Origin of the sequence: Paracoccus sp. DMF (assembly GCF_004407025.1) — a bacterium.
In the GTDB taxonomy this organism is placed as follows: Bacteria; Pseudomonadota; Alphaproteobacteria; order Rhodobacterales; family Rhodobacteraceae; genus Paracoccus; species Paracoccus aminovorans_B.
In genome coordinates, this window is sequence record NZ_SOKV02000008.1 from 118,845 (window position 1) to 137,168 (window position 18,324).

15 protein-coding genes are annotated in these 18,324 nt (G+C 69.7%); 13 read left to right on the forward strand and 2 right to left on the reverse strand.

The features are described 5' to 3' along the window. The first annotated feature begins 21 nt into the window (after positions 1 to 21). Entirely contained in the window at positions 22 to 522 is a 501-nt protein-coding gene (locus E3D03_RS07020; RefSeq protein ID WP_263566368.1) for a hypothetical protein, read from the forward strand. Between the two features lie 68 nt (positions 523 to 590). Further along, positions 591 to 2,891: a Tex family protein gene (locus E3D03_RS07025; RefSeq protein WP_263566369.1), complete on the forward strand. Its 2,301-nt coding sequence runs from the start codon at positions 591 to 593 to the stop codon at positions 2,889 to 2,891. A gap of 64 nt (positions 2,892 to 2,955) precedes the next feature. Here the strand turns inward: E3D03_RS07025 and pdxY are convergent, their stop codons facing one another. Continuing rightward, entirely contained in the window at positions 2,956 to 3,786 is an 831-nt protein-coding gene (gene pdxY / locus E3D03_RS07030; RefSeq protein WP_263566370.1) for a pyridoxal kinase, read from the reverse strand. Continuing rightward, positions 3,783 to 4,547 (reverse strand): MOSC domain-containing protein, encoded by a 765-nt coding sequence (locus E3D03_RS07035; protein ID WP_263566371.1) that lies wholly within the window; start codon positions 4,545 to 4,547, stop codon positions 3,783 to 3,785. Before E3D03_RS07035 ends, pdxY begins: the two co-directional genes overlap by 4 nt. A 144-nt stretch (positions 4,548 to 4,691) precedes the next feature. Between E3D03_RS07035 and E3D03_RS07040 the strand changes: the two genes are divergently transcribed. The 11 genes from E3D03_RS07040 to glgB all read left to right on the forward strand — a co-directional run bounded on the left by E3D03_RS07040 (position 4,692) and on the right by glgB (position 18,312). Beyond that, positions 4,692 to 5,093, forward strand: a complete 402-nt coding sequence (locus E3D03_RS07040; protein ID WP_263566372.1) for a DUF2946 family protein — start codon at positions 4,692 to 4,694, stop codon at positions 5,091 to 5,093. Between the two features lie 66 nt (positions 5,094 to 5,159). Further along, positions 5,160 to 6,125 (forward strand): DUF1775 domain-containing protein, encoded by a 966-nt coding sequence (locus E3D03_RS07045; RefSeq protein WP_263566373.1) that lies wholly within the window; start codon positions 5,160 to 5,162, stop codon positions 6,123 to 6,125. After that, positions 6,112 to 6,732 (forward strand): SCO family protein, encoded by a 621-nt coding sequence (locus E3D03_RS07050; RefSeq protein ID WP_263566374.1) that lies wholly within the window; start codon positions 6,112 to 6,114, stop codon positions 6,730 to 6,732. The genes E3D03_RS07045 and E3D03_RS07050 overlap by 14 nt, the downstream gene beginning before the upstream one ends. A 101-nt stretch (positions 6,733 to 6,833) precedes the next feature. Beyond that, a complete protein-coding gene (locus E3D03_RS07055) occupies positions 6,834 to 8,012 on the forward strand; it encodes a GAF domain-containing sensor histidine kinase (RefSeq protein WP_263566375.1) in 1,179 nt (392 codons plus the stop codon). A 60-nt stretch (positions 8,013 to 8,072) separates the two neighbouring features. After that, on the forward strand, positions 8,073 to 9,200 hold the full coding sequence (locus E3D03_RS07060; protein ID WP_263566376.1) for an aminodeoxychorismate synthase component I: 1,128 nt from the start codon (positions 8,073 to 8,075) through the stop codon (positions 9,198 to 9,200). Beyond that, a complete protein-coding gene (locus E3D03_RS07065; RefSeq protein ID WP_263566377.1) occupies positions 9,158 to 9,793 on the forward strand; it encodes an aminotransferase class IV family protein in 636 nt (211 codons plus the stop codon). The genes E3D03_RS07060 and E3D03_RS07065 overlap by 43 nt, the downstream gene beginning before the upstream one ends. Positions 9,794 to 9,985: 192 nt before the next feature. Then, complete coding sequence (gene nadA / locus E3D03_RS07070) at positions 9,986 to 11,038, forward strand: quinolinate synthase NadA (RefSeq protein ID WP_062560412.1); 1,053 nt, start codon at positions 9,986 to 9,988, stop codon at positions 11,036 to 11,038. A 2-nt stretch (positions 11,039 to 11,040) separates the two neighbouring features. Beyond that, complete coding sequence (locus tag E3D03_RS07075; protein ID WP_263566397.1) at positions 11,041 to 12,606, forward strand: L-aspartate oxidase; 1,566 nt, start codon at positions 11,041 to 11,043, stop codon at positions 12,604 to 12,606. Further along, the gene (nadC, locus tag E3D03_RS07080) at positions 12,603 to 13,454 is read left to right on the forward strand and encodes a carboxylating nicotinate-nucleotide diphosphorylase (RefSeq protein ID WP_263566378.1); all 852 of its coding nucleotides are present in this window, start codon (positions 12,603 to 12,605) and stop codon (positions 13,452 to 13,454) included. Before E3D03_RS07075 ends, nadC begins: the two co-directional genes overlap by 4 nt. 232 nt (positions 13,455 to 13,686) lie before the next feature. Next, positions 13,687 to 16,080 carry a glycogen/starch/alpha-glucan phosphorylase gene (locus E3D03_RS07085; protein WP_263566379.1) on the forward strand — a complete coding sequence of 798 codons (2,394 nt, stop codon included), beginning with the start codon at positions 13,687 to 13,689 and terminating at the stop codon, positions 16,078 to 16,080. 30 nt (positions 16,081 to 16,110) lie between these two features. After that, entirely contained in the window at positions 16,111 to 18,312 is a 2,202-nt protein-coding gene (gene glgB, locus E3D03_RS07090; RefSeq protein ID WP_263566380.1) for a 1,4-alpha-glucan branching protein GlgB, read from the forward strand. The last annotated feature ends 12 nt before the right edge of the window (positions 18,313 to 18,324 follow it).

An 18,324-nucleotide genomic window follows, 5' to 3' on the forward strand; every position in this document is an offset into this window, starting at 1 on the left:
GCTTTAATTGTATTTCATTGAATGGTCTCAATTTTCGGTTGGTGGGTGATGGTGGTGAATGGTAAGTCCCTGCATGTTGCAGGCGCGGCGCAAGCGGCTGGCGAATGGGTGTTCGACCATCTGCATGGCTCGGGCATCGAAATCGCCGGGCTGGGCTTTACGGGCTCGGTGCCGGAATGGTGCGAACTGGGCTTCTCGATCTGCGAAAGCTACCTGATCGAGGCGCAGAATCTTTTCCTTGAACAGGATCTCGGCGGCTTCCTGTCGATCGCCGAGGCCCAGCTGGACGACGATCTGGCCGATCAGGCGCTGGCCCATGCCAACGCGCTGCTGGCGGGGGTAGCCTTCCGCTGGCTGGCCGGCCAGCTGCATCTGGTCGAAACCGAGGTCGAGCCGGACCTGAACTGGCAAGCGGTCGCCAACCTGTGGCGCGCGATGGAGACGACGCAGGGCGACATGCGCCTGCCGCGTCTGGACGCCGGCTTCGAAACCCAGCTGCGCTCGGCCCTGCGGCTGAGCTGAACCGCGGCGCTTGGCGGGCGCGGCGGCTTTGGGTAAGACTGGCGGTCCAGCAGGAAAGGACGCCGGAATTGGACGCAGCCGACCGCATCGCCCGCATCATCGCCCAGGAAATCAACGCAAGCCCGGCGCAGGTCGTTGCCGCGACCGGGCTTCTGGACGGTGGCGCCACGGTGCCCTTCGTCGCCCGCTACCGCAAGGAGGTGACGGGCGGCCTTGACGACACCCAGCTGCGCAACCTGTCGGAACGGCTGGCCTATCTGCGCGAGCTCGAGGCGCGGCGCCTGGCGATCCGCGACCAGGTCCAGTCCCAGGGCAAGCTGACCGAGGATCTGGCCCGCGCCATCGCGGGCGCCGAGACCAAGGCCGCGCTCGAGGACATCTACCTGCCCTTCAAGCCCAAGCGCCGCACCAAGGCGATGATCGCGCGCGAAAACGGGCTGGAGCCGCTGCTGCGCGCCATCCAGGCCGACCGGGCCGCCCCGCCCGAGACGCTGGCCGCCGCCTATCTGACTGAGACGGTGCCCGAGGTGAAGGCGGCACTGGACGGCGCCCGCGACATCCTGGTCGAGGAGCTGTCCGAAAACGCCGCCCTGCTGGGCCGGCTGCGCGAATTCATGCAGGCCGAGGCCGTCGTTTCGGCGCGTGTGGTGCCGGGCAAGGAGCAGGCCGGCGCCAAGTTCAGCGACTATTTCGCCCATGCCGAGAAATGGTCCGCCATTCCCGCGCATCGCGCCCTGGCGATCCTGCGCGGCGTCAAGGAAGAGGTGCTGACGGTCGAGATCGCCCCCGAACCCGAGACCGGCGCGGCCCGGGCCGAGGGCATCGTTGCCCAGGCGCTGGGGCGGCTGGGCACCCTGCCGGGCGATGCCTGGCTGCGCAAGATGGCCGGCTGGTGCTGGCGCGTACGGCTGTCGAACACCATGTACATCGACCTGCTGGCCGAGCTGCGCAGCCGCGCCCATGCCGAGGCGACCCGGGTTTTCGCCCGCAATCTCAAGGATCTGCTGCTGGCCTCGCCCGCGGGGCCGCGCCCGACCGTCGGCCTTGACCCCGGCATCCGCACCGGCGTCAAGCTGGCCGCCGTCGATGCGACCGGCAAGCTGGTCGAGACGGCGACGCTGTATCCCTTTCCGCCGAAATCCGACCTGCGCGGCGCCGAGGCCGCGCTGGCCGCCGCCATCCTGCGCCACAAGATCGAGCTGATCGCCATCGGCAACGGCACCGCCAGCCGTGAGACCGAGCGCATGGTCGCCGATGTGCTCAAGCGCCTGCCCCAAGGCGTCAAGGTGCCGGTCAAGGTCATCGTCAGCGAGGCCGGCGCCTCGGTCTATTCGGCCTCCGAGCTGGCGGCGCGTGAATTCCCCGACCTGGACGTGTCCCTGCGCGGCGCGGTCTCGATCGCGCGGCGCTTGCAGGATCCGCTGGCCGAACTGGTCAAGGTGCCGCCGGAATCGATCGGCGTCGGCCAGTATCAGCACGACGTCGACCAGCGCCAGCTGGCCCGCACGCTGGAGGCGGTGGTCGAGGATGCGGTGAACGCGGTGGGCGTCGACCTGAACACCGCCTCGGCGCCGCTGCTGGCGCATGTCGCGGGGCTGGGGCCGTCGCTGGCGCAGAACATCGTCGCCTGGCGCGACCAGAACGGCGCCTTCCCCTCGCGCGCGGCGCTGAAAAAGGTAACCGGGCTCGGGCCACGCGCCTTTGAACAATCCGCCGGCTTCCTGCGCATCCGCGACGGAAAGGAGCCGCTCGACGCCTCCTCGGTCCACCCCGAGGCTTACGGTCTCGCGCGCCGCATCGTCGCTGCCTGCGGCCGCGACATCCGCCAGATCATGGGCCAGCCGCAGGCGCTGGCGGGCCTGCGCGCCGAAGCCTTCGTCGACGAAAGCTTTGGCCTGCCGACGGTGCGCGACATCCTGGCCGAGCTGGAAAAGCCCGGCCGCGACCCGCGCCCGAGCTTCGTTACCGCGAGCTTTGCCGAGGGGATCGAGGACATCAAGGACTTGAGACCCGGCGTGAGCCTGGAAGGGACGGTGACCAATGTCGCGGCCTTCGGCGCCTTTGTCGATATCGGCGTACACCAGGACGGGCTGGTGCACATCAGCCAGCTCGCCGACCGTTTCGTCAAGGATCCCAACGAGGTGGTGAAGGTCGGCGACGTGGTCAAGGTGCGCGTGACCGAGGTGGACGTGGTCCGCAAGCGCATCGGCCTGACCATGCGCAAGGACGGCGGCGCGAGCGCGCGCGATGCGCAGGCCGAGCGTGCACCCAAGGCGCAGCCCGGGCGGGGCCCGAAATCGGCCGGCCCCGCCAGCGGCGCGCCGGGCGCATTGGGGGCGGCGCTGATGAATGCGCTGAAGAAGGGCTAGGGGGCTCTGCCCCCGTCGCGCGTTCCGCGCGCCTCCCCCGGGGTACTTGGAAAACGGAGAAGGGCTAGAGGGTCAGAAGCGCCGCGCGGAAATCGGGGTCGGTCAGGACGACCTCTTTGGTGCCGAGTTCTGCGCCGCGCTTGAGGGCGCGGGCCGTCTGGACCTGGGCAAAGTCCACCGCCTGGGGCAGGGGCCGGCCTCGGCCCAGGGCGGCGGTGACGAGGCCGGCGAACAGGTCGCCCGTCCCCGCCATCGCCAGGGGCAGATGCGCCGTCGGGTGGCGGCTGAGGCCCGAGGGGCCGTGGATGACGCTTTCCAGCATGCCTTCGGCCGTTTCGCGCAGCCGGCAGCCGGTCACGATCAGTTCTGCGCCGGGCGCCATGCGCAGGGCTTGGGCCACGCGCGGAATATCGGCCAGTTCGGCGACGGGCTGCCCGGTCAGATGCGCGACCTCGAACGGGTTCGGAGAGGCGATGTCGGCCAGGGGCAGCAGCCGGTCCCGAAAGGTGTCGGCGATGGCGTGCGGAACATACAGGCCGGGCAGTTCATCCCCCATGACCGGATCGCAGTAATAGCGCAGGCGCGGGTTCGCCGCCTTGGCGCGGGCGACGAAATCGGCCAGCAGGCCCGCGACCTCGACCGAGCCGATATAGCCCGAAAGCAGGAAGTCGGCGCGCTGCGGCAACTCGCGGTCCCACAGGCCCTGCAGCAGCTCCGCGAAGAAATCCGCCGGCAGCGGCCGGCCGCGCAGCGTGGGATAATCCGGCGTGTTGGAAAAGATCACCGTCGGCACCGGCGCGACCTCGAGCCCCGCCGCCAGCATCGGAAAGACGGCGGCGGAATTGCCGACATGGCCCATGACCACCTGGCTCTGGATCGAGATCACCAGGCTCATGCGCCGCCCTCGAGCCGGCGCGACCAGTCCTCGACCCGGCCGCTCTCCAGCCGGCGGACGGCATAGCGGCGCCAGCCCTCGGCCAGCACCTCGAGCGCGGCGATGCCCTGCAATTCGGCCAGGTTCATGCGATCGACGTAAAGCGCGCGCCACAGCCGGGCCAGGGACCACTCGGGCGCCATGCGGTCGATCCGCTCGATGCGGTCTCCGGGCGCGACGACCCCCGGTTCCAGCACGCGGTAATACCAGCCGGTGCGGCCGCTGTCCTGCACCCGGCGCGCCATGTCCGCCACGCCGAAGCGCCGCGACAGTTTCCAGCACGGCTGCCGCCCCTGGCTGACCTGGACCAGCACCGAGCCCAGCCGGAAGACGTCGCCCACCGCCACATCCGCCTCGGTCAGCCCCCGCGTCGAGATATTCTCGCCGAAGGCCCCGGGCGCCCCGAGCAATTCTTTCTTGGAGAAATATCCCACGGGGGTCCGGGGGTGTGAAACCCCCGGTATCTCGCGGGTCCGGGGGTGTGGAATCCCCGGCGCCAAGGACGCCAGTTCCTGCGCCCAGCCCGCATAGTGATCGAAGGCATAATGATGCACCGCCTTCTCGGGGCCGCCATGCACGCGGCGGTCGGCCTGCTCGTCGCCTTCGAATCCCTCCGGACCAAGCCGCAGCGGCCGGTCGACGGGATGCTTGTCGATGCCGCTGGTCTGGTCGGAGCCGGGCAGGGGGGCGGCCTTGCCGACAAGCAGGGTGATCTCGGCCATGGCAATGCCTCTCGCTTGGGTGCGGCCAGATTAGCGCAAGGCGCGGCAGGCTCAAGCCGGGCGGGTGCTGCGGCACATTGTCCCTTTCCCGGCGCGGGGTTTTCTGCCATCCCCAAGGGACAGGACCGCTTTCGCGCAGGAACCATGACCTCCAGGGCCCGGCATCGCCAAGGCAGCATCACCCGCCGACTGACGGTCTGGCTGGCCGTGCTGCCGTTCCTGCTGGCCTCGCTGATCGTGCCGGGCAACATGCTTGCCCGCGATGCCGCCGGCGGCGTGACCGTCGTGCTCTGCGCCGGCGGCGACATGGTCGAGATGGTCATGGCCGCCGACGGCAGCGTCAAGCCGGCGCAATCCCCCGACGGCGACCAGCATCCCTGCCACTGGGCGCCGCACAACCAGCCGCTGCTGCAGGCGGCGCCGACAGCCGCCCTGCCGCCAGTGCCGCAGCCGCATCGCATCGCGCGGGCGGCGGAACGGCCTGGGCATCTGCATCGCGCGGTGGTGCGCGCCGCCCCGGCTCGGGGGCCGCCGGGCCTCGTCTGACCGACACCGCAGACCGACATGCCGGCGCCCATGCGGCGCGGCCCACCCCGTCAGACGAGAATTATCATGCAAAATCCTATCCTTGGCGCCCTCTGCGCCGCGACCCTGGGCCTTGCCGCCGTGCCGGCGCTGGCCCATGCCACGCTGGAAGCGGCCGAGACCCCGGCCGGCGCCGCCTATCGCGCGGTCATCCGCATCGGCCATGGCTGCGATGGCCAGGCCACCCAAGCGCTGCGGGTCGATCTGCCCGAGGGCTTCTACAACGCCAAGCCGATGCCCAAGGCCGGCTGGACGCTGGAAACCGTCAAGGGCGCCTATGCCAAACCCTTCGACAACCACGGCACGCCGATGACCGAAGGCACGCGCCAGGTGGTCTGGTCGGGCGGCGAGTTGCAGGACGACTGGTATGACGAATTCGTCATCCGCGGCACCGTCGGCAAGGACGTGGCGCCGGGCACGGTGCTGTATTTCCCGACCGTGCAGGAATGCGCCTCGGGCAAGGCGGACTGGACCGATGTCTCGGGCAACGAGGAACTGCCCAACCCCGCGCCCGCGGTCACGGTGACCGAGGCCAAGGCCGGCGGCCACGGTCATGCCCCGGCCGCCGCGCCGGTGGTGCTGGGCACGCTGAAGATCAGCGGCGCCTATGCGCGCGCGACGCCGCCCGGCGCACCCGTCGGCGGCGCCTTCCTGACCATCGCCAACAGCGGTGCCGAGGACCGGCTGGTCGCCGTCCGCGCGCCCGAGGTCAGCGACGACGCCCAGATCCACGAAATGGCGATGCAGGGCGAGGTGATGCAGATGCGCGCGCTGCCCGACGGCCTGGCCATCCCCGCCGGCGGCACGGTCGAGTTGAAACCCGGCGGCTATCACATCATGTTCATGGATCTGAAGAAGCCGCTGGCCGAGGGCGAGACCGTGGCGGTCACGCTGGAGTTCGAAAAGGCCGGGCCGGTCGAGCTGCCGATGACGGTGGGTCCGATGGGTTCGGGCAAGCATGACGCGAAAGGAGGCGGACATGGCGGGCACTGATCGCGGCGGATCGCTGCGCAAGCTGCGTTACCTGCTCTGGGCGCTGGTGGTGGTGGCGCTGGGGATCGTGGGCTGGACGCAGGTCGTCTCGCCCCGGCTGACGCAGCTTTCGGACACCGGCACCGCCGCCCTGGGGCGCGGCGACTATCGCCTGCAGGCCACCGACGGCAGCGAATTCAGCCAGGCGGCGCTGAAGGGCAAGGCCTCGGCGGTGTTCTTCGGCTTCACCCATTGCCCGGACGTCTGCCCGACCACGCTGGGCGATGTCACCGGCTGGCGCGAGGAGCTGGGCCCTGATGCCGACAAGCTGCGGGTGTTCTTCGTCACCGTCGACCCCGAGCGCGACTCGGTCGAGACGCTGCGCGATTATGTCTCCTGGGCGCCGGGGGTGATCGGCGTCTCGGGCAGCCCGGAGGAGGTCGCCAAGGCGGTCAAGGCCTTCCGCATCTATGCCCGCAAGGTGCCGCAAGAGGGCGGCGGCTACAGCATGGACCATTCCTCGACCATGCTGCTCTTCGACGATCAGGGCGAATATGCCGGGCTGATCGGCTATCGCGAGGATCCCGAGCGTGCCATGGCCAGCCTGCGCGCGCTGCTCAAGGGCTGAGTGTCGGCGCCGGGGGCTGTCCCGGCGTCAACCCCGCCGATTTCGCGTGACGGCGCTGCACCCGCGCTCTAGCGTCCGCCTGTTGGGTCGGGAGGGATGACGTGTCGGTGAGTGTTGAGGACTGGGCGGCCGAGGTCGCGGACATCGCCGCTATCGACGAGATTCTCGAGGTCATCTGCCAGATCACCGGGCTGGGCGTCGTCGCGGTGGCGCATGTGACCCGCGAACGCTGGATGGCCTGCAATGCCCGGGACCGGATCGGCTTCGGCCTGGCGTCCGGCACCGAGCTGCCGCTGGCGCAGACCTTCTGCCAGGGCGTCTGCGCAACCGGCGATGCGGTGATCTTCGACGATGCGCCGAACGATCCGGTCTATTCCACGCACCCGCTGCCGGGGCAATACGGCATCGTCAGCTATATCTCGGTGCCGATCACCCTGCCGGACGGCCTGGTCTTCGGCACGCTCTGCGGCTTCGATGCCCGCCCCAACCGGCTGCGCGACAGCGCCGTGCCCGGCCTGTTCGGGCTGTTCGCCCAGCTCATCGCCCGCCATATCGAGGATCGCCGCGCGCTGCGGGCCAGCCGGCAGGAGCTGGCCGAAACGCGCGAGACCGCCCGGCTGCGCGAGCAGTTCCTGGCCGTGCTGGGCCATGACCTGCGCAATCCGCTGGCGGCGCTGCGGGCCGGCACCAATATCCTGGGCCGCGGCGATCTGGACGACGAGCATCGCGAGCTGGTCGATGCCATGCGCCAGACCACCGAGCGTATGACCCAACTGGTCGAGAACCTGCTGGACCTGGCGCGCGGCCGGCTGGCGGGCGGCATCCGCATCGACCCGGCCAGCGACGTGCCGCTGACCCGGACGCTGGGCGCGGTGCTGGACGAGATCGCCCGCGCCCATCCCGAGCGCCGGATCGAGACCGACCTGCACATCGCGGCCGAGCCGGCGGTCGATCCGCTGCGTTTCGCGCAGATGTTTTCCAACCTGCTCGGCAATGCGGTGACGCATGGCTGCCCCGACACGCCGATCCGCGTCAGCGCCGCCAGCGTGGCCGGACGGTTCGAGCTTTCGGTCGCGAATGGCGGCCAGCCGATCCCGGCCGAGGCGCAGGAGCGGCTGTTCCAGCCGTATTTCCGCCAGGACGGCGCGGTCCATGGCGGGCTGGGACTGGGGCTCTACATCGCCGCGCAGATCGCGCGGGCGCATGGCGGGTCGCTGAGCGTGCAATCGTCCGAGGCCGAGACGCGCTTCACCTTCTCGATGCCGCTCGCCTCGGGCTGATGCCCCATTGTTCGCGGGCCGGCCGCCGTGCTAATCCGCGCCGCGAGAACGGAGGCGGGTGTGATCCTTTGCGAATTCGGTCCCGGCGGGCAGCCGGCGCTGTTCCGACAGCCGCGCGAACTGGTGCTGGTCGAGCGGCCCGAGGCGGTGGCGCCGGCGCTCGCCCGGCTTGAGGCGCTGCGCCGGCAGGGCGCCTGGATCGCGGGCTATCTGTCCTATGAGCTGGGCTATGCGCTGGAGCCGGTGCTGGCCGAGGCCATGCCGCCCGCGCGGCGCACGCCGCTGATGGCCTTTGCCGCCTATGACGGGCCCGAGCCGGCGCCGGTCCTGCCGGACTTCGACGCCGTCGAGCTTTCTCCGATAAGCCCGATGATTTCCCGCCAGGATTATCGCAAGGCCTTTGCCCGCACGCTGGACTATATCGCGGCCGGCGATTGCTACCAGATCAACCTGACCTTTCCGTTGCAGGCGCAGCTGCGGCATGGCTCGGCCTGGCAGCTTCATGCGGCGCTGGCGGCGCGCCAGCCGGTCGGCTACGGCGCCTATCTGGACATGGGCACCGGGCCGGTCGTTGTCTCGCGCTCGCCCGAGCTGTTCTTCAGCCTCGACGCGCAGGGCCGGATCGAGGCGCGGCCGATGAAGGGCACGGCGCCGCGCGACCCCGACCCGGCGCGCGATGCGGCGCTGGCGGCGGGGCTCGCGGGTTCGGAAAAGAACCGGGCCGAGAACCTGATGATCGTGGACCTGCTGCGCAACGACATCGCCCGGATTTCGCGGGTGGGCTCGGTCCGGGTGCCCGAGCTTTTCGCCGTGGACAGCTTCGCCACCGTGCACCAGATGAGCTCGCGCGTGGTGGGCCAGCTTGCGCAGCCGGCCGATCTGGGCGCGATGATGCGGGCGCTGTTTCCCTGCGGCTCGATCACCGGCGCGCCCAAGATCCGCGCCATGCAGATCATCCGCGAGGTCGAGCCCTTCCCGCGCGGCGTCTATTGCGGCGCGATCGGCTGGATGGCGCCCGATGGCGCGGCCGCCTTCTCGGTCGCGATCCGGACGCTGTCGGTCTGGCCGGACGGCGCGGTGACGCTGAACGTGGGCGGCGGCGTGGTGCAGGATTCGACCGCCGATGGCGAATGGGAGGAGGCGCTGTGGAAAGCCCGTTACGCGCAGGATCTGACGACCCGCAGCTGAGGCTGATCGAGACCGCGCTGTGGGACGGCGCCGTCTGTCCCCGGCTGGCCGGCCACCTCGCACGGCTGGCGCGCGGCGCCCGGGCGCTGGGTTGGCCCTGCGATACGGCCCAGGCCGGCGCGGCGCTGACCGGCCCGAAAGGCCAGCCCGCCCGGCTGCGGCTGACGCTGGACCGCGCCGGCCGCGTCGCGGTGACGCAGGCCGCGCTGCCGCCTTCGCCGCCGCTGTGGCACCTGGCGCTGGCCGGGGCGCGGCTGGACGCGGACGACCCCTGGCTGCGGCTCAAGACCACGCGGCGGGCGCATTACGACGCCGCCCGTGCCGCGCTGCCGCCGGGCATCCATGAGGCGATCTTCCTGAACCAGCGCGGCGAGGTCTGCGACGGCACCATCACCACGGTTTTCTTCGACCGGGGCGAGGGGCTCTGCACGCCGCCGCTGGCCTCGGGCCTGCTCGACGGCGTCTTGCGGGCCGAGATGCTGGCGAGCCGTGCCTGCCGCGAGGAATTGCTGGCGGGCGACGACCTGCCGCGCGTGCGGCTCTGGGTCGGCAATGCGCTGCGCGGGCTGATGCCGGCCACCTGGGCCGGCTGACCACCTGCCGGTTTTGCGGGCAATGCGCCCGGGAAAATCGCGCCGGCCGGGCCGGGCGGCCGGCAATGCCGTTGCCCCAGCGTCATGCTTCCTTTAGGAACCGCGCATTACGTCCCCGGCGGCTCTGGCATCAGGGCCCGGCAGCGCTATATGCAGGGGGCGTTGCGACGCGGGCAGAGCCGGGGGGATATCATGCTCGATCTGACGACCATTCGGGGCGAGCTTGCCGCCTGTTACGACCTCGAGCCCTCGCTGGAGCTCGCGCAGTCGATGGCCGACATCCATGCCCGCATGGGCCGGGTGATGCCCTGGCCGGACTGGGCGATCCACGCCCCCTATGTCCGCGCCATCAACGCGCTGAAGAAGCAGCGCAATGCCGTGGTGCTGGCGCATAACTACATGACGCCGCAGATTTATCACGGGATTTCCGACGTGGTGGGCGACAGCCTGCACCTGGCGATCAAGGCGACCGAGGTCGAGGCCGACATCATCGTGCAATGCGGCGTGCATTTCATGGCCGAGACCTCGAAGATCCTGAACCCGGAAAAGACCGTGCTGATGCCGGACATGGAGGCAGGCTGCTCGCTGGCCGAAAGCATCACCGCCGCGGGAATCGCCGAGATGCGCGCACGCTATCCGGGCGCGCCGGTGGTCAGCTACGTCAACACCACCGCCGAGGTGAAGGCCGCCTCGGACATCTGCTGCACCAGCGCGAACGCGGTGCAGATCGTCCAGGCGCTGGAGGGTGACACGGTCATCATGACCCCCGACAAGTGGCTGGCGCAGAACGTGGCGAACAAGGTCACCAACAAGCGCGTGGTCTGGTGGGACGGCGCCTGCATTGTGCATGAGCAGTTCACGGCGCAGGACCTGCGCGACTTCCGCGACTGGAACCCGGGGTTGAAGATCATCGCCCATCCCGAATGCCCGCCCGAGGTGGTGGCCGAGGCGGATTACGCCGGCTCGACCGCGAATATCCAGGACTGGGTGACGGCCGAGCAGCCGAAGCAGGTCATGCTGGTGACGGAATGTTCCATGGCCTCGAACATCTCGGACGCGAACCCGGGAGTCGAGTTCCTGGGGCCCTGCAACATGTGCCCCTATATGCAGAAGATCACCCTGGAAAAGGTGCTGTGGTCGCTGCATTCCATGACTGGCGTGGTCGAGGTCGACCCGGCCGTCGCCGAACCGGCCCGCCGCGCCGTGCAGCGCATGATCGACCTGTCGCGCAGGCTGGCCGCGTGAACATGGCCACGCTTGCCACGGGGCGCGTGGTCATCGTCGGTGCGGGCCTCGGCGCGCTTTACGCGGCGCTGAAGCTGGCGCCGCACCCGGTGCTGATGATCTCGCCCGAGGTGCTGGGGCAGGGCGCGAGCTCGGCCTGGGCGCAGGGCGGCGTGGCGGCGGCGATGGACCCGGCCGATTCCGCCGAGGCGCATGCCCGCGACACCTTGCGCGCCGGTGCGGGAACCGTGGATGCGCATGTCGCGCGGCTGGTCACCGAAGAGGCGCGCGCGCATATCCTGGACCTGACCCGGCTCGGCACGCCCTTCGACCGCAAGCCGGATGGCGGTTATGTCATGTCGCGCGAGGCGGCGCACAGCTTTGCCCGCGTGGTCCGGGTGCGCGGCGACCAGGCCGGGGCCGAGATCATGCGGGCGCTGGTCGCCCAGGTGCGCGAGACGCCCTCGGTGCAGGTGCTGGAGGGGGTGATGGCCACCGGCCTGCGCGTCGAAGCGGGCCGCGTGGCGGGCGTCGAGGTGACGCAGGCCGGGCCGCAGGGCTCGGCGCCGGTGCTGATCCGAGCGCCGGCGGTGCTGCTGGCCGGCGGCGGCTCGGGCGGGCTTTACGCGCTGACCACCAACCCGCCGCGTATCCGCGGCCAGGTGATCGGCATGGCGGCGCGGGCGGGCGCGGTGATCGCCGATGCGGAATTCGTGCAGTTCCACCCGACCGCCATCGACTGCGGCGAGGATCCGGCGCCGCTGGCGACCGAGGCCCTGCGCGGCGAGGGCGCGCATCTGGTCAACGCCTTGGGCGAGCGCTTCATGCTGGCGCTGCATCCCGATGCGGAACTGGCGCCTCGCGACGTGGTGGCGCGCGCGATCTATGCCCAGACGCAAGCCGGGCTGCGGCCGGCGCTGGACACGCGCGCCTGTCTGGGTCCGCGCATCCTGACCGAGTTTCCGGCCGTGGCGGGGGCCTGCGCCCGGGCGGGGATCGACCCCACCCAGTCCCAGATCCCGGTGGCGGCCGCCGCGCATTACCACATGGGCGGGGTGGCGGTGGACGCGGATGGCCGGGCCAGCCTGCCGGGCCTGTGGGTCTGCGGCGAGGCCTCCTCGACCGGGCTGCATGGCGCGAACCGGCTGGCCTCGAACGGGCTGCTGGAGGCGCTGGTCTATGCCCGCCGCTGCGCGCTTGCGATCGAGGCGGCGCTGCCCGAGGCCGGGGATGCCGCGCCGGTGGTGCTGCCCGAACTGGCCCCCGCGCCGGGACCCGACCCGGCGCTGGTCGCCCGGTTGCGCCAGGCCATGACGGCGGGCGCCGGCGTCGTCCGCGACGCCGCGGGCCTGACCCGCTGCCTGCGCGAGATTGCCGCCGTCGAGGCCGCCCAGCCCGATTGCCCGGCCTTGCTCAACATGACGGCGACGGCCACGCTGATCGCCGCTGCCGCGCTGATGCGGCGCGAAAGCCGGGGCGCGCATTGCCGCAGCGACTTTCCGCAGACCGACGCCACGCCCCGCCGCTCGCGCCTGCGGCTTGCCGAGGCGCTGGCGATCCGCGCCCGCCTTGAACCGGAGACGACATGACCGCGATGCCCCCGCTGCCCGACCTGGTCCTGGAACCGCTGATCCGCGCCGCCCTGGCCGAGGATCTGGGCACCTATGGCGACATCACCACCCGCACCGTGATCCCGGCCGGCACGCATTACACCGCCCGCATCGTCGCGCGCGAGCCGGGCGTCGCCTCGGGCATGCAGCTGGCGGCCATCGCCTTCCGGCTGGTCGATCCGTCCCTGCAATTCCGCGCCCTGGTCGCGGATGGCGGGCGTTTCGACAAGGGCGCCGTGCTGGCCGAGATCGCGGGCGAGGCGGCCTCGATCCTGTCGGCGGAACGGGTGGCGCTGAACTTTGCCGGCCGGCTGACCGGCATCGCCACGATGACGGCCGCGTTCGTGGCCGCGACCAGGGGCACGAAAGCCCGCATCACCTGCACCCGCAAGACCACGCCGGGCCTGCGGCTGGTGGAAAAGCAGGCGGTGCTGCATGGCGGCGGCTTCAACCACCGCTTCAGCCTGTCGGACGCCATCCTGATCAAGGACAACCACATCGCGGCGGCGGGCGGCATCCGGCCGGTGCTGGCGGCGGTCAAGGCCCGCGCCTCGCATATGATGCGGGTCGAGATCGAGGTCGACCGCCTCGACCAGCTGGCCGAGGTGCTGGATGAGGGCGGCGCTGATGTCGTGCTCTTGGACAACATGGACACACCGACGCTGGCCGAGGCGGTGGCGATGAATGCCGGCCGTTTGGTGCTGGAAGCCTCGGGCAACATGCGACTCGGCCGGGTGGCCGAGGTGGCGGCGACGGGGGTGGATTACATCTCGGTCGGCGCGCTGACGCATTCTGCCCGCACGCTGGACCTGGGGCTGGATTTCTGAGCGGAAATCCGGCGCTTTGGGAATATCCCGCATTGCCTTTTGTTTACCGGCCAAACCTCGGGTGATTTCAGCGCGGGGGCGGAAAATCCGCTGACGCAGCCATGCCACGCCGGCCAGAATTCCGGTTAACGCTAACATTTTTCCTTGCGCGGGTTGCGCTCGCTGGTGCTTTAAGCAGACTTGGCTTGGGGCGCCGGCGCGCGCTGGCGTATTGATTTTTGACAGGTAGCGAATGGCCAAGGATATGCCCACCACCGAATTCCGCGATGCGATCCTGCGGCATCTGACCTATACGCTGGGCAAGGATCCCGAACATGCGCAGGTCTTCGACTGGCGGCTGGCGCTGAGCCATGTGGTGCGCGACCGCATCGTCGACCGCTGGATGGAGTCGACCCGCCGCACTTATCGCGCCGATCCGAAGCGCGTCTATTACCTGTCGATGGAATTCCTGATCGGCCGGCTGCTCGAGGACAATATCGCCAACCTGCAGCTGGCCGACCAGGCCCGGGCGGCGATCGAAGGCTTTGGCCTGAACTGGGACGCGGTCTTGCGCGACGAACCCGACGCGGCGCTGGGGAACGGCGGCTTGGGCCGGCTGGCCGCCTGCTTCATGGAATCGCTCGCGACGCTGGGCTGCCCAGCCTATGGCTATGGCATCCGCTACGAGAATGGCCTGTTCCGGCAGAGCTTCGTGGACGGCCGCCAGCACGAGGCGCCCGAGGACTGGCTGCGCCAGCCCAACGTCTGGGAGTTCGAGCGTCCCGAATCCCGCTTTACCCTGGGCTTCGGCGGCGAGGTCGTCACCCGCGACGGCAAGGCGCTGTGGCAGCCCGAGGATTTCGTCCAGGCCGAGGCCTTCGACACGCCGGTCGTCGGCTGGAAGGGCGACTGGGCCAATACGCTGCGGCTCTGGGCCGGGCGGGCGGTCGATCCCTTCGACCTGGCGCGTTTCAACGCCGGCGATTTCGCCGCCGCCGCCGAGGCCGAGGCGCTGGCCCGCACCATCTCGCGCGTGCTCTACCCCGAGGATTCGACCGAAAAGGGCAAGCGGCTGCGGTTGACGCAGGAATATTTCTTTTCGGCCGCCTCGATCCGCGACATCCTGCGCCGGTTCGAACAGGACCACACCGACCTGCGCCTGCTGCCGCAGCGCGTGGCGATCCAGATGAACGACACCCACCCGGCGGTCGCCGCGCCGGAACTGGTGCGCATCCTGCATGACGAACGCGGCCTGCCCTTCGACGAGGCGGTCGGGATCACCCGCGGCTGCGTCAACTATACCAACCACACCCTGCTGCCCGAGGCGCTGGAAAGCTGGGGCGAGGCGCTGTTCGCCAGCCTGCTGCCGCGCCACCTGCAGATCATCGACCGCATCGACGAGGCGGACGCCAAGGCCCATCCCGACCGCAGGAATGCCGCGCGCAGCGACGGCAAGGTGCGGATGGGCGAGCTGTCCTTCATCATGTCGAATCGGGTGAACGGCGTCTCGGCGCTGCATACCGGGCTGATGAAGACCACGGTCTTTGCCGACCAGAACCGGATCTGGCCCGACCGCATCGTGAACGAGACGAACGGCGTCACCCCGCGCCGCTGGCTGCACAGTTGCAACCCGCGGCTGTCTCGGCTGATCACCGAAAGCATCGGCGAGGGCTGGGTCGCCGACCTCGAGCAGCTGGCGCGGCTGGAGCCGCTGGTCGAGGATGCCGACTGGCTGGCGCGCTTCGCCCGGGTCAAGGCCGACAACAAGGCCGATCTTTGCGACTGGGTGGCGCGCGAGCACGGGCTGATGCTGAACCCCGAGGCGATCTTCGACATCCAGATCAAGCGCATCCACGAATACAAGCGGCAGCACCTGAACATCCTGGAAGCCATCGCGCTGTGGCAGGAGATGCGCGAGAACCCGTCCTCGGACTGGACGCCGCGGGTCAAGATCTTTGGCGGCAAGGCGGCGCCGGGCTATTTCTTCGCCAAGGACATCATCCGGCTGATCAACGACGTGGCCGCCGTCATCAACGCCGATGCGGCGACGAATGAAAAGCTGCAGGTGATCTATCTGCCGAACTACAACGTCACCCTGGCCGAGCGGCTGATCCCGACGGCGGACCTGTCGGAACAGATCTCGACCGCCGGGAAAGAGGCCTCGGGCACCGGCAACATGAAACTGGCGCTGAACGGCGCGGTGACCATCGGCACGCTGGACGGCGCCAATGTCGAGATCCGCGAGCGGGTCGGGGCGCGGAATTTCTTCCTCTTCGGCCTGACCGCCGAAGAGGCCGAGGCCCGCCGCACCGTTCCCGACCATGCCGCCAAGGCGGTGGCCGGCGATCCGCGCCTGTCGCGCGCCATCGAGGCGATCCGCAGCGGCACCTTCAGCCCGGGCGAGCCCGACCGCTATGCCGGCATCGTGCAGAACCTGACGCAGTCGGACTATTTCCTCGTCGCCTCGGATTTCGCCGATTACTGGCGGGCGCAGCGCGAGGTCGATTTCGCCTATGCCGATCACGAGGGCTGGGCGCGGATGGCGGCCTGGAACATGACGCGCTCGGGCTGGTTCTCGTCCGACCGCACGATCCGGGGCTACATGCAGGACATCTGGGGCGCGCGGAGCCTGCTCACCCAGGAATGACATCGGCGGCGCCACGCGAAGGGGGATACCATGGCAGCGAGCGACCCGGAGATTGTGGCGGACAGGGCGATCCTGGACCGGATCGTGCAGGGCCGCTTTGACGACCCCTTTGCCGTGCTGGGGCCGCACCAGCGCGGCCGCGTCCGGCATGTCACCACCTTCGACCCCGGCGCCACCGAGATGGCGGCCGTGGTCGAGGGCAAGGCGCATCCGCTGGCGCCGGTCCAGGGCTGGCCGGGGCTGTTTTCCGGCAAGGTGCCCGGCGCCGGGCCCTATCTGCTGCGCGGCCGCGCCGAGGGCCAGGAATGGCTGGTCGAGGATGCCTATCGCTTCGGCCCGGTGCTGGGCGAGATGGACGAATACCTGCTGGGCGAGGGCACGCATCGCCGGCTCTGGACCGTGCTCGGCGCGCATGTGATCACGCATGAGGGCGTGCGCGGCACGCATTTCGCGGTCTGGGCGCCGAATGCGCGCCGCGTCTCGCTGATCGGGGATTTCAACGCCTGGGACGGCCGGCGCCACGTCATGCGCCGGCGCGGCGCCACCGGCGTCTGGGAATTCTTCATGCCCGGGCTGGGCGAGGGCACCGCCTATAAATACGAGATCATGGGCGCCTATGGCGGCCTGGCGCAAAAGGCGGATCCGGTCGGCTTCGGCGCGCAGCATCCGCCGGCCACGGCCTCGGTCGTGCGCGACATCGCGGGCTATGGCTGGTCGGACGGCGGCTGGATGGGCACGCGGGCCGAGGCGCAGCGCCGCGACCGGCCGATCAGCATCTATGAGGTGCATCTGGGCAGCTGGCGGCGCAAGGACGGCGGCCGGCCGATCTCCTATCGCGAGGCGGCGGTCGAACTGGTCGAATACGCCAAGGGCATGGGCTTCACCCATATCGAGCTGCTGCCGATCAGCGAATATCCCTTCGACGGCTCCTGGGGCTATCAGCCCGTCGGACTGTTCGCGCCGACGATCCGCTTCGGCCCGCCGCACGAGTTCCGCGACCTGGTGAACGCGGCGCACAAGGCGGGGCTGGGCGTGATCCTCGACTGGGTGCCCGGGCATTTCCCGACCGATCCGCACGGGCTGGCGCGGTTCGACGGCACCGCGCTTTACGAGCACGCCGATCCGCGCGAGGGCTTTCACCAGGACTGGAACACGCTGATCTACAATTACGGCCGCGCCGAGGTGATGAACTACCTGACCGCCAACGCCTTGTACTGGCTGCAGGAATATCACGTCGACGGGCTGCGCGTCGATGCGGTCGCGTCGATGCTGTATCGCGACTATTCCCGCGCCGAGGGCGAGTGGGTCCCGAACAAGCACGGCGGGCGCGAGAATTACGAAGCCATCGCCATGCTGCAAGAGATGAACCGCCTGACCTATGGCGAGGCGCCGGGCATCATGACGGTGGCCGAGGAATCGACCTCATACCCCAAGGTCTCCGCCCCGGTGCATGAAGGCGGCCTGGGCTTCGGCTTCAAGTGGAACATGGGTTGGATGAACGACACGCTGGACTATATGGGCCGCGACCCGGTCCATCGCCGGCACCATCACCACCAGATGACCTTCGGCCTGCACTACGCCTTTTCCGAGAATTTCATCCTGCCGATCAGCCATGACGAGGTGGTGCATGGCAAGGGCTCGATGCTGGCCCGCATGCCCGGCAACGCATGGGAGAAATTCGCCAACCTGCGCGCCTATTACGGCTTCATGTGGGGCCATCCGGGCAAGAAGCTCTTGTTCATGGGCCAGGAATTCGCCCAGGGCGCGGAATGGAACCACGATGCCGAGATCGACTGGGCCTGCCTGGGCAACCCGCTGCATTACGGCATGCAGGGCTTCGTCCGCGACCTGAACCGGCTCTATGCCGCGACGCCGGCACTTTATGCCCTGGACTGCGACGGCGCCGGCTTCCAGTGGATCGAGGCGAATGACGCCGACCATTCCGTCTATGCCTGGATCCGGCGCGGCAACCCGGGCGACCCCGAGGTGGTGGTGGCCTGCAACTTCACCCCGATCGAACGCCCGGCCTATGTCCTGGGCTTTCCGCAGCCCGGGGTCTGGCGCGAGGCGCTGAACAGCGACGGCGAAAGCTATGGCGGCGGTGGTCGCGGCAACCTGGGCCGCATCACCGCCAGGCCCGGCGACAGCCACGGCCAGCCGGCCCATGCCGCGGTGGTGCTGCCGCCGCTTTCCACCGTGATCTTCATCAAGGACGACCAGACGACTGATTGACGCTTTCACGCC

What these genes read in the sequence shown, in the direction of transcription:
- E3D03_RS07020 (WP_263566368.1), top strand. Translation starts at nt 22, where the DNA reads ATGGTCTCAATTTTCGGTTGGTGGGTGATGGTGGTGAATGGTAAGTCC.
- pdxY (WP_263566370.1), bottom strand. Translation starts at nt 3,786, where the DNA reads ATGAGCCTGGTGATCTCGATCCAGAGCCAGGTGGTCATGGGCCATGTC.
- E3D03_RS07035 (WP_263566371.1), bottom strand. Translation starts at nt 4,547, where the DNA reads ATGGCCGAGATCACCCTGCTTGTCGGCAAGGCCGCCCCCCTGCCCGGC.
- E3D03_RS07040 (WP_263566372.1), top strand. Translation starts at nt 4,692, where the DNA reads ATGACCTCCAGGGCCCGGCATCGCCAAGGCAGCATCACCCGCCGACTG.
- E3D03_RS07045 (WP_263566373.1), top strand. Translation starts at nt 5,160, where the DNA reads ATGCAAAATCCTATCCTTGGCGCCCTCTGCGCCGCGACCCTGGGCCTT.
- E3D03_RS07050 (WP_263566374.1), top strand. Translation starts at nt 6,112, where the DNA reads ATGGCGGGCACTGATCGCGGCGGATCGCTGCGCAAGCTGCGTTACCTG.
- nadA (WP_062560412.1), top strand. Translation starts at nt 9,986, where the DNA reads ATGCTCGATCTGACGACCATTCGGGGCGAGCTTGCCGCCTGTTACGAC.
- E3D03_RS07075 (WP_263566397.1), top strand. Translation starts at nt 11,041, where the DNA reads ATGGCCACGCTTGCCACGGGGCGCGTGGTCATCGTCGGTGCGGGCCTC.
- nadC (WP_263566378.1), top strand. Translation starts at nt 12,603, where the DNA reads ATGACCGCGATGCCCCCGCTGCCCGACCTGGTCCTGGAACCGCTGATC.
- E3D03_RS07085 (WP_263566379.1), top strand. Translation starts at nt 13,687, where the DNA reads ATGGCCAAGGATATGCCCACCACCGAATTCCGCGATGCGATCCTGCGG.
- glgB (WP_263566380.1), top strand. Translation starts at nt 16,111, where the DNA reads ATGGCAGCGAGCGACCCGGAGATTGTGGCGGACAGGGCGATCCTGGAC.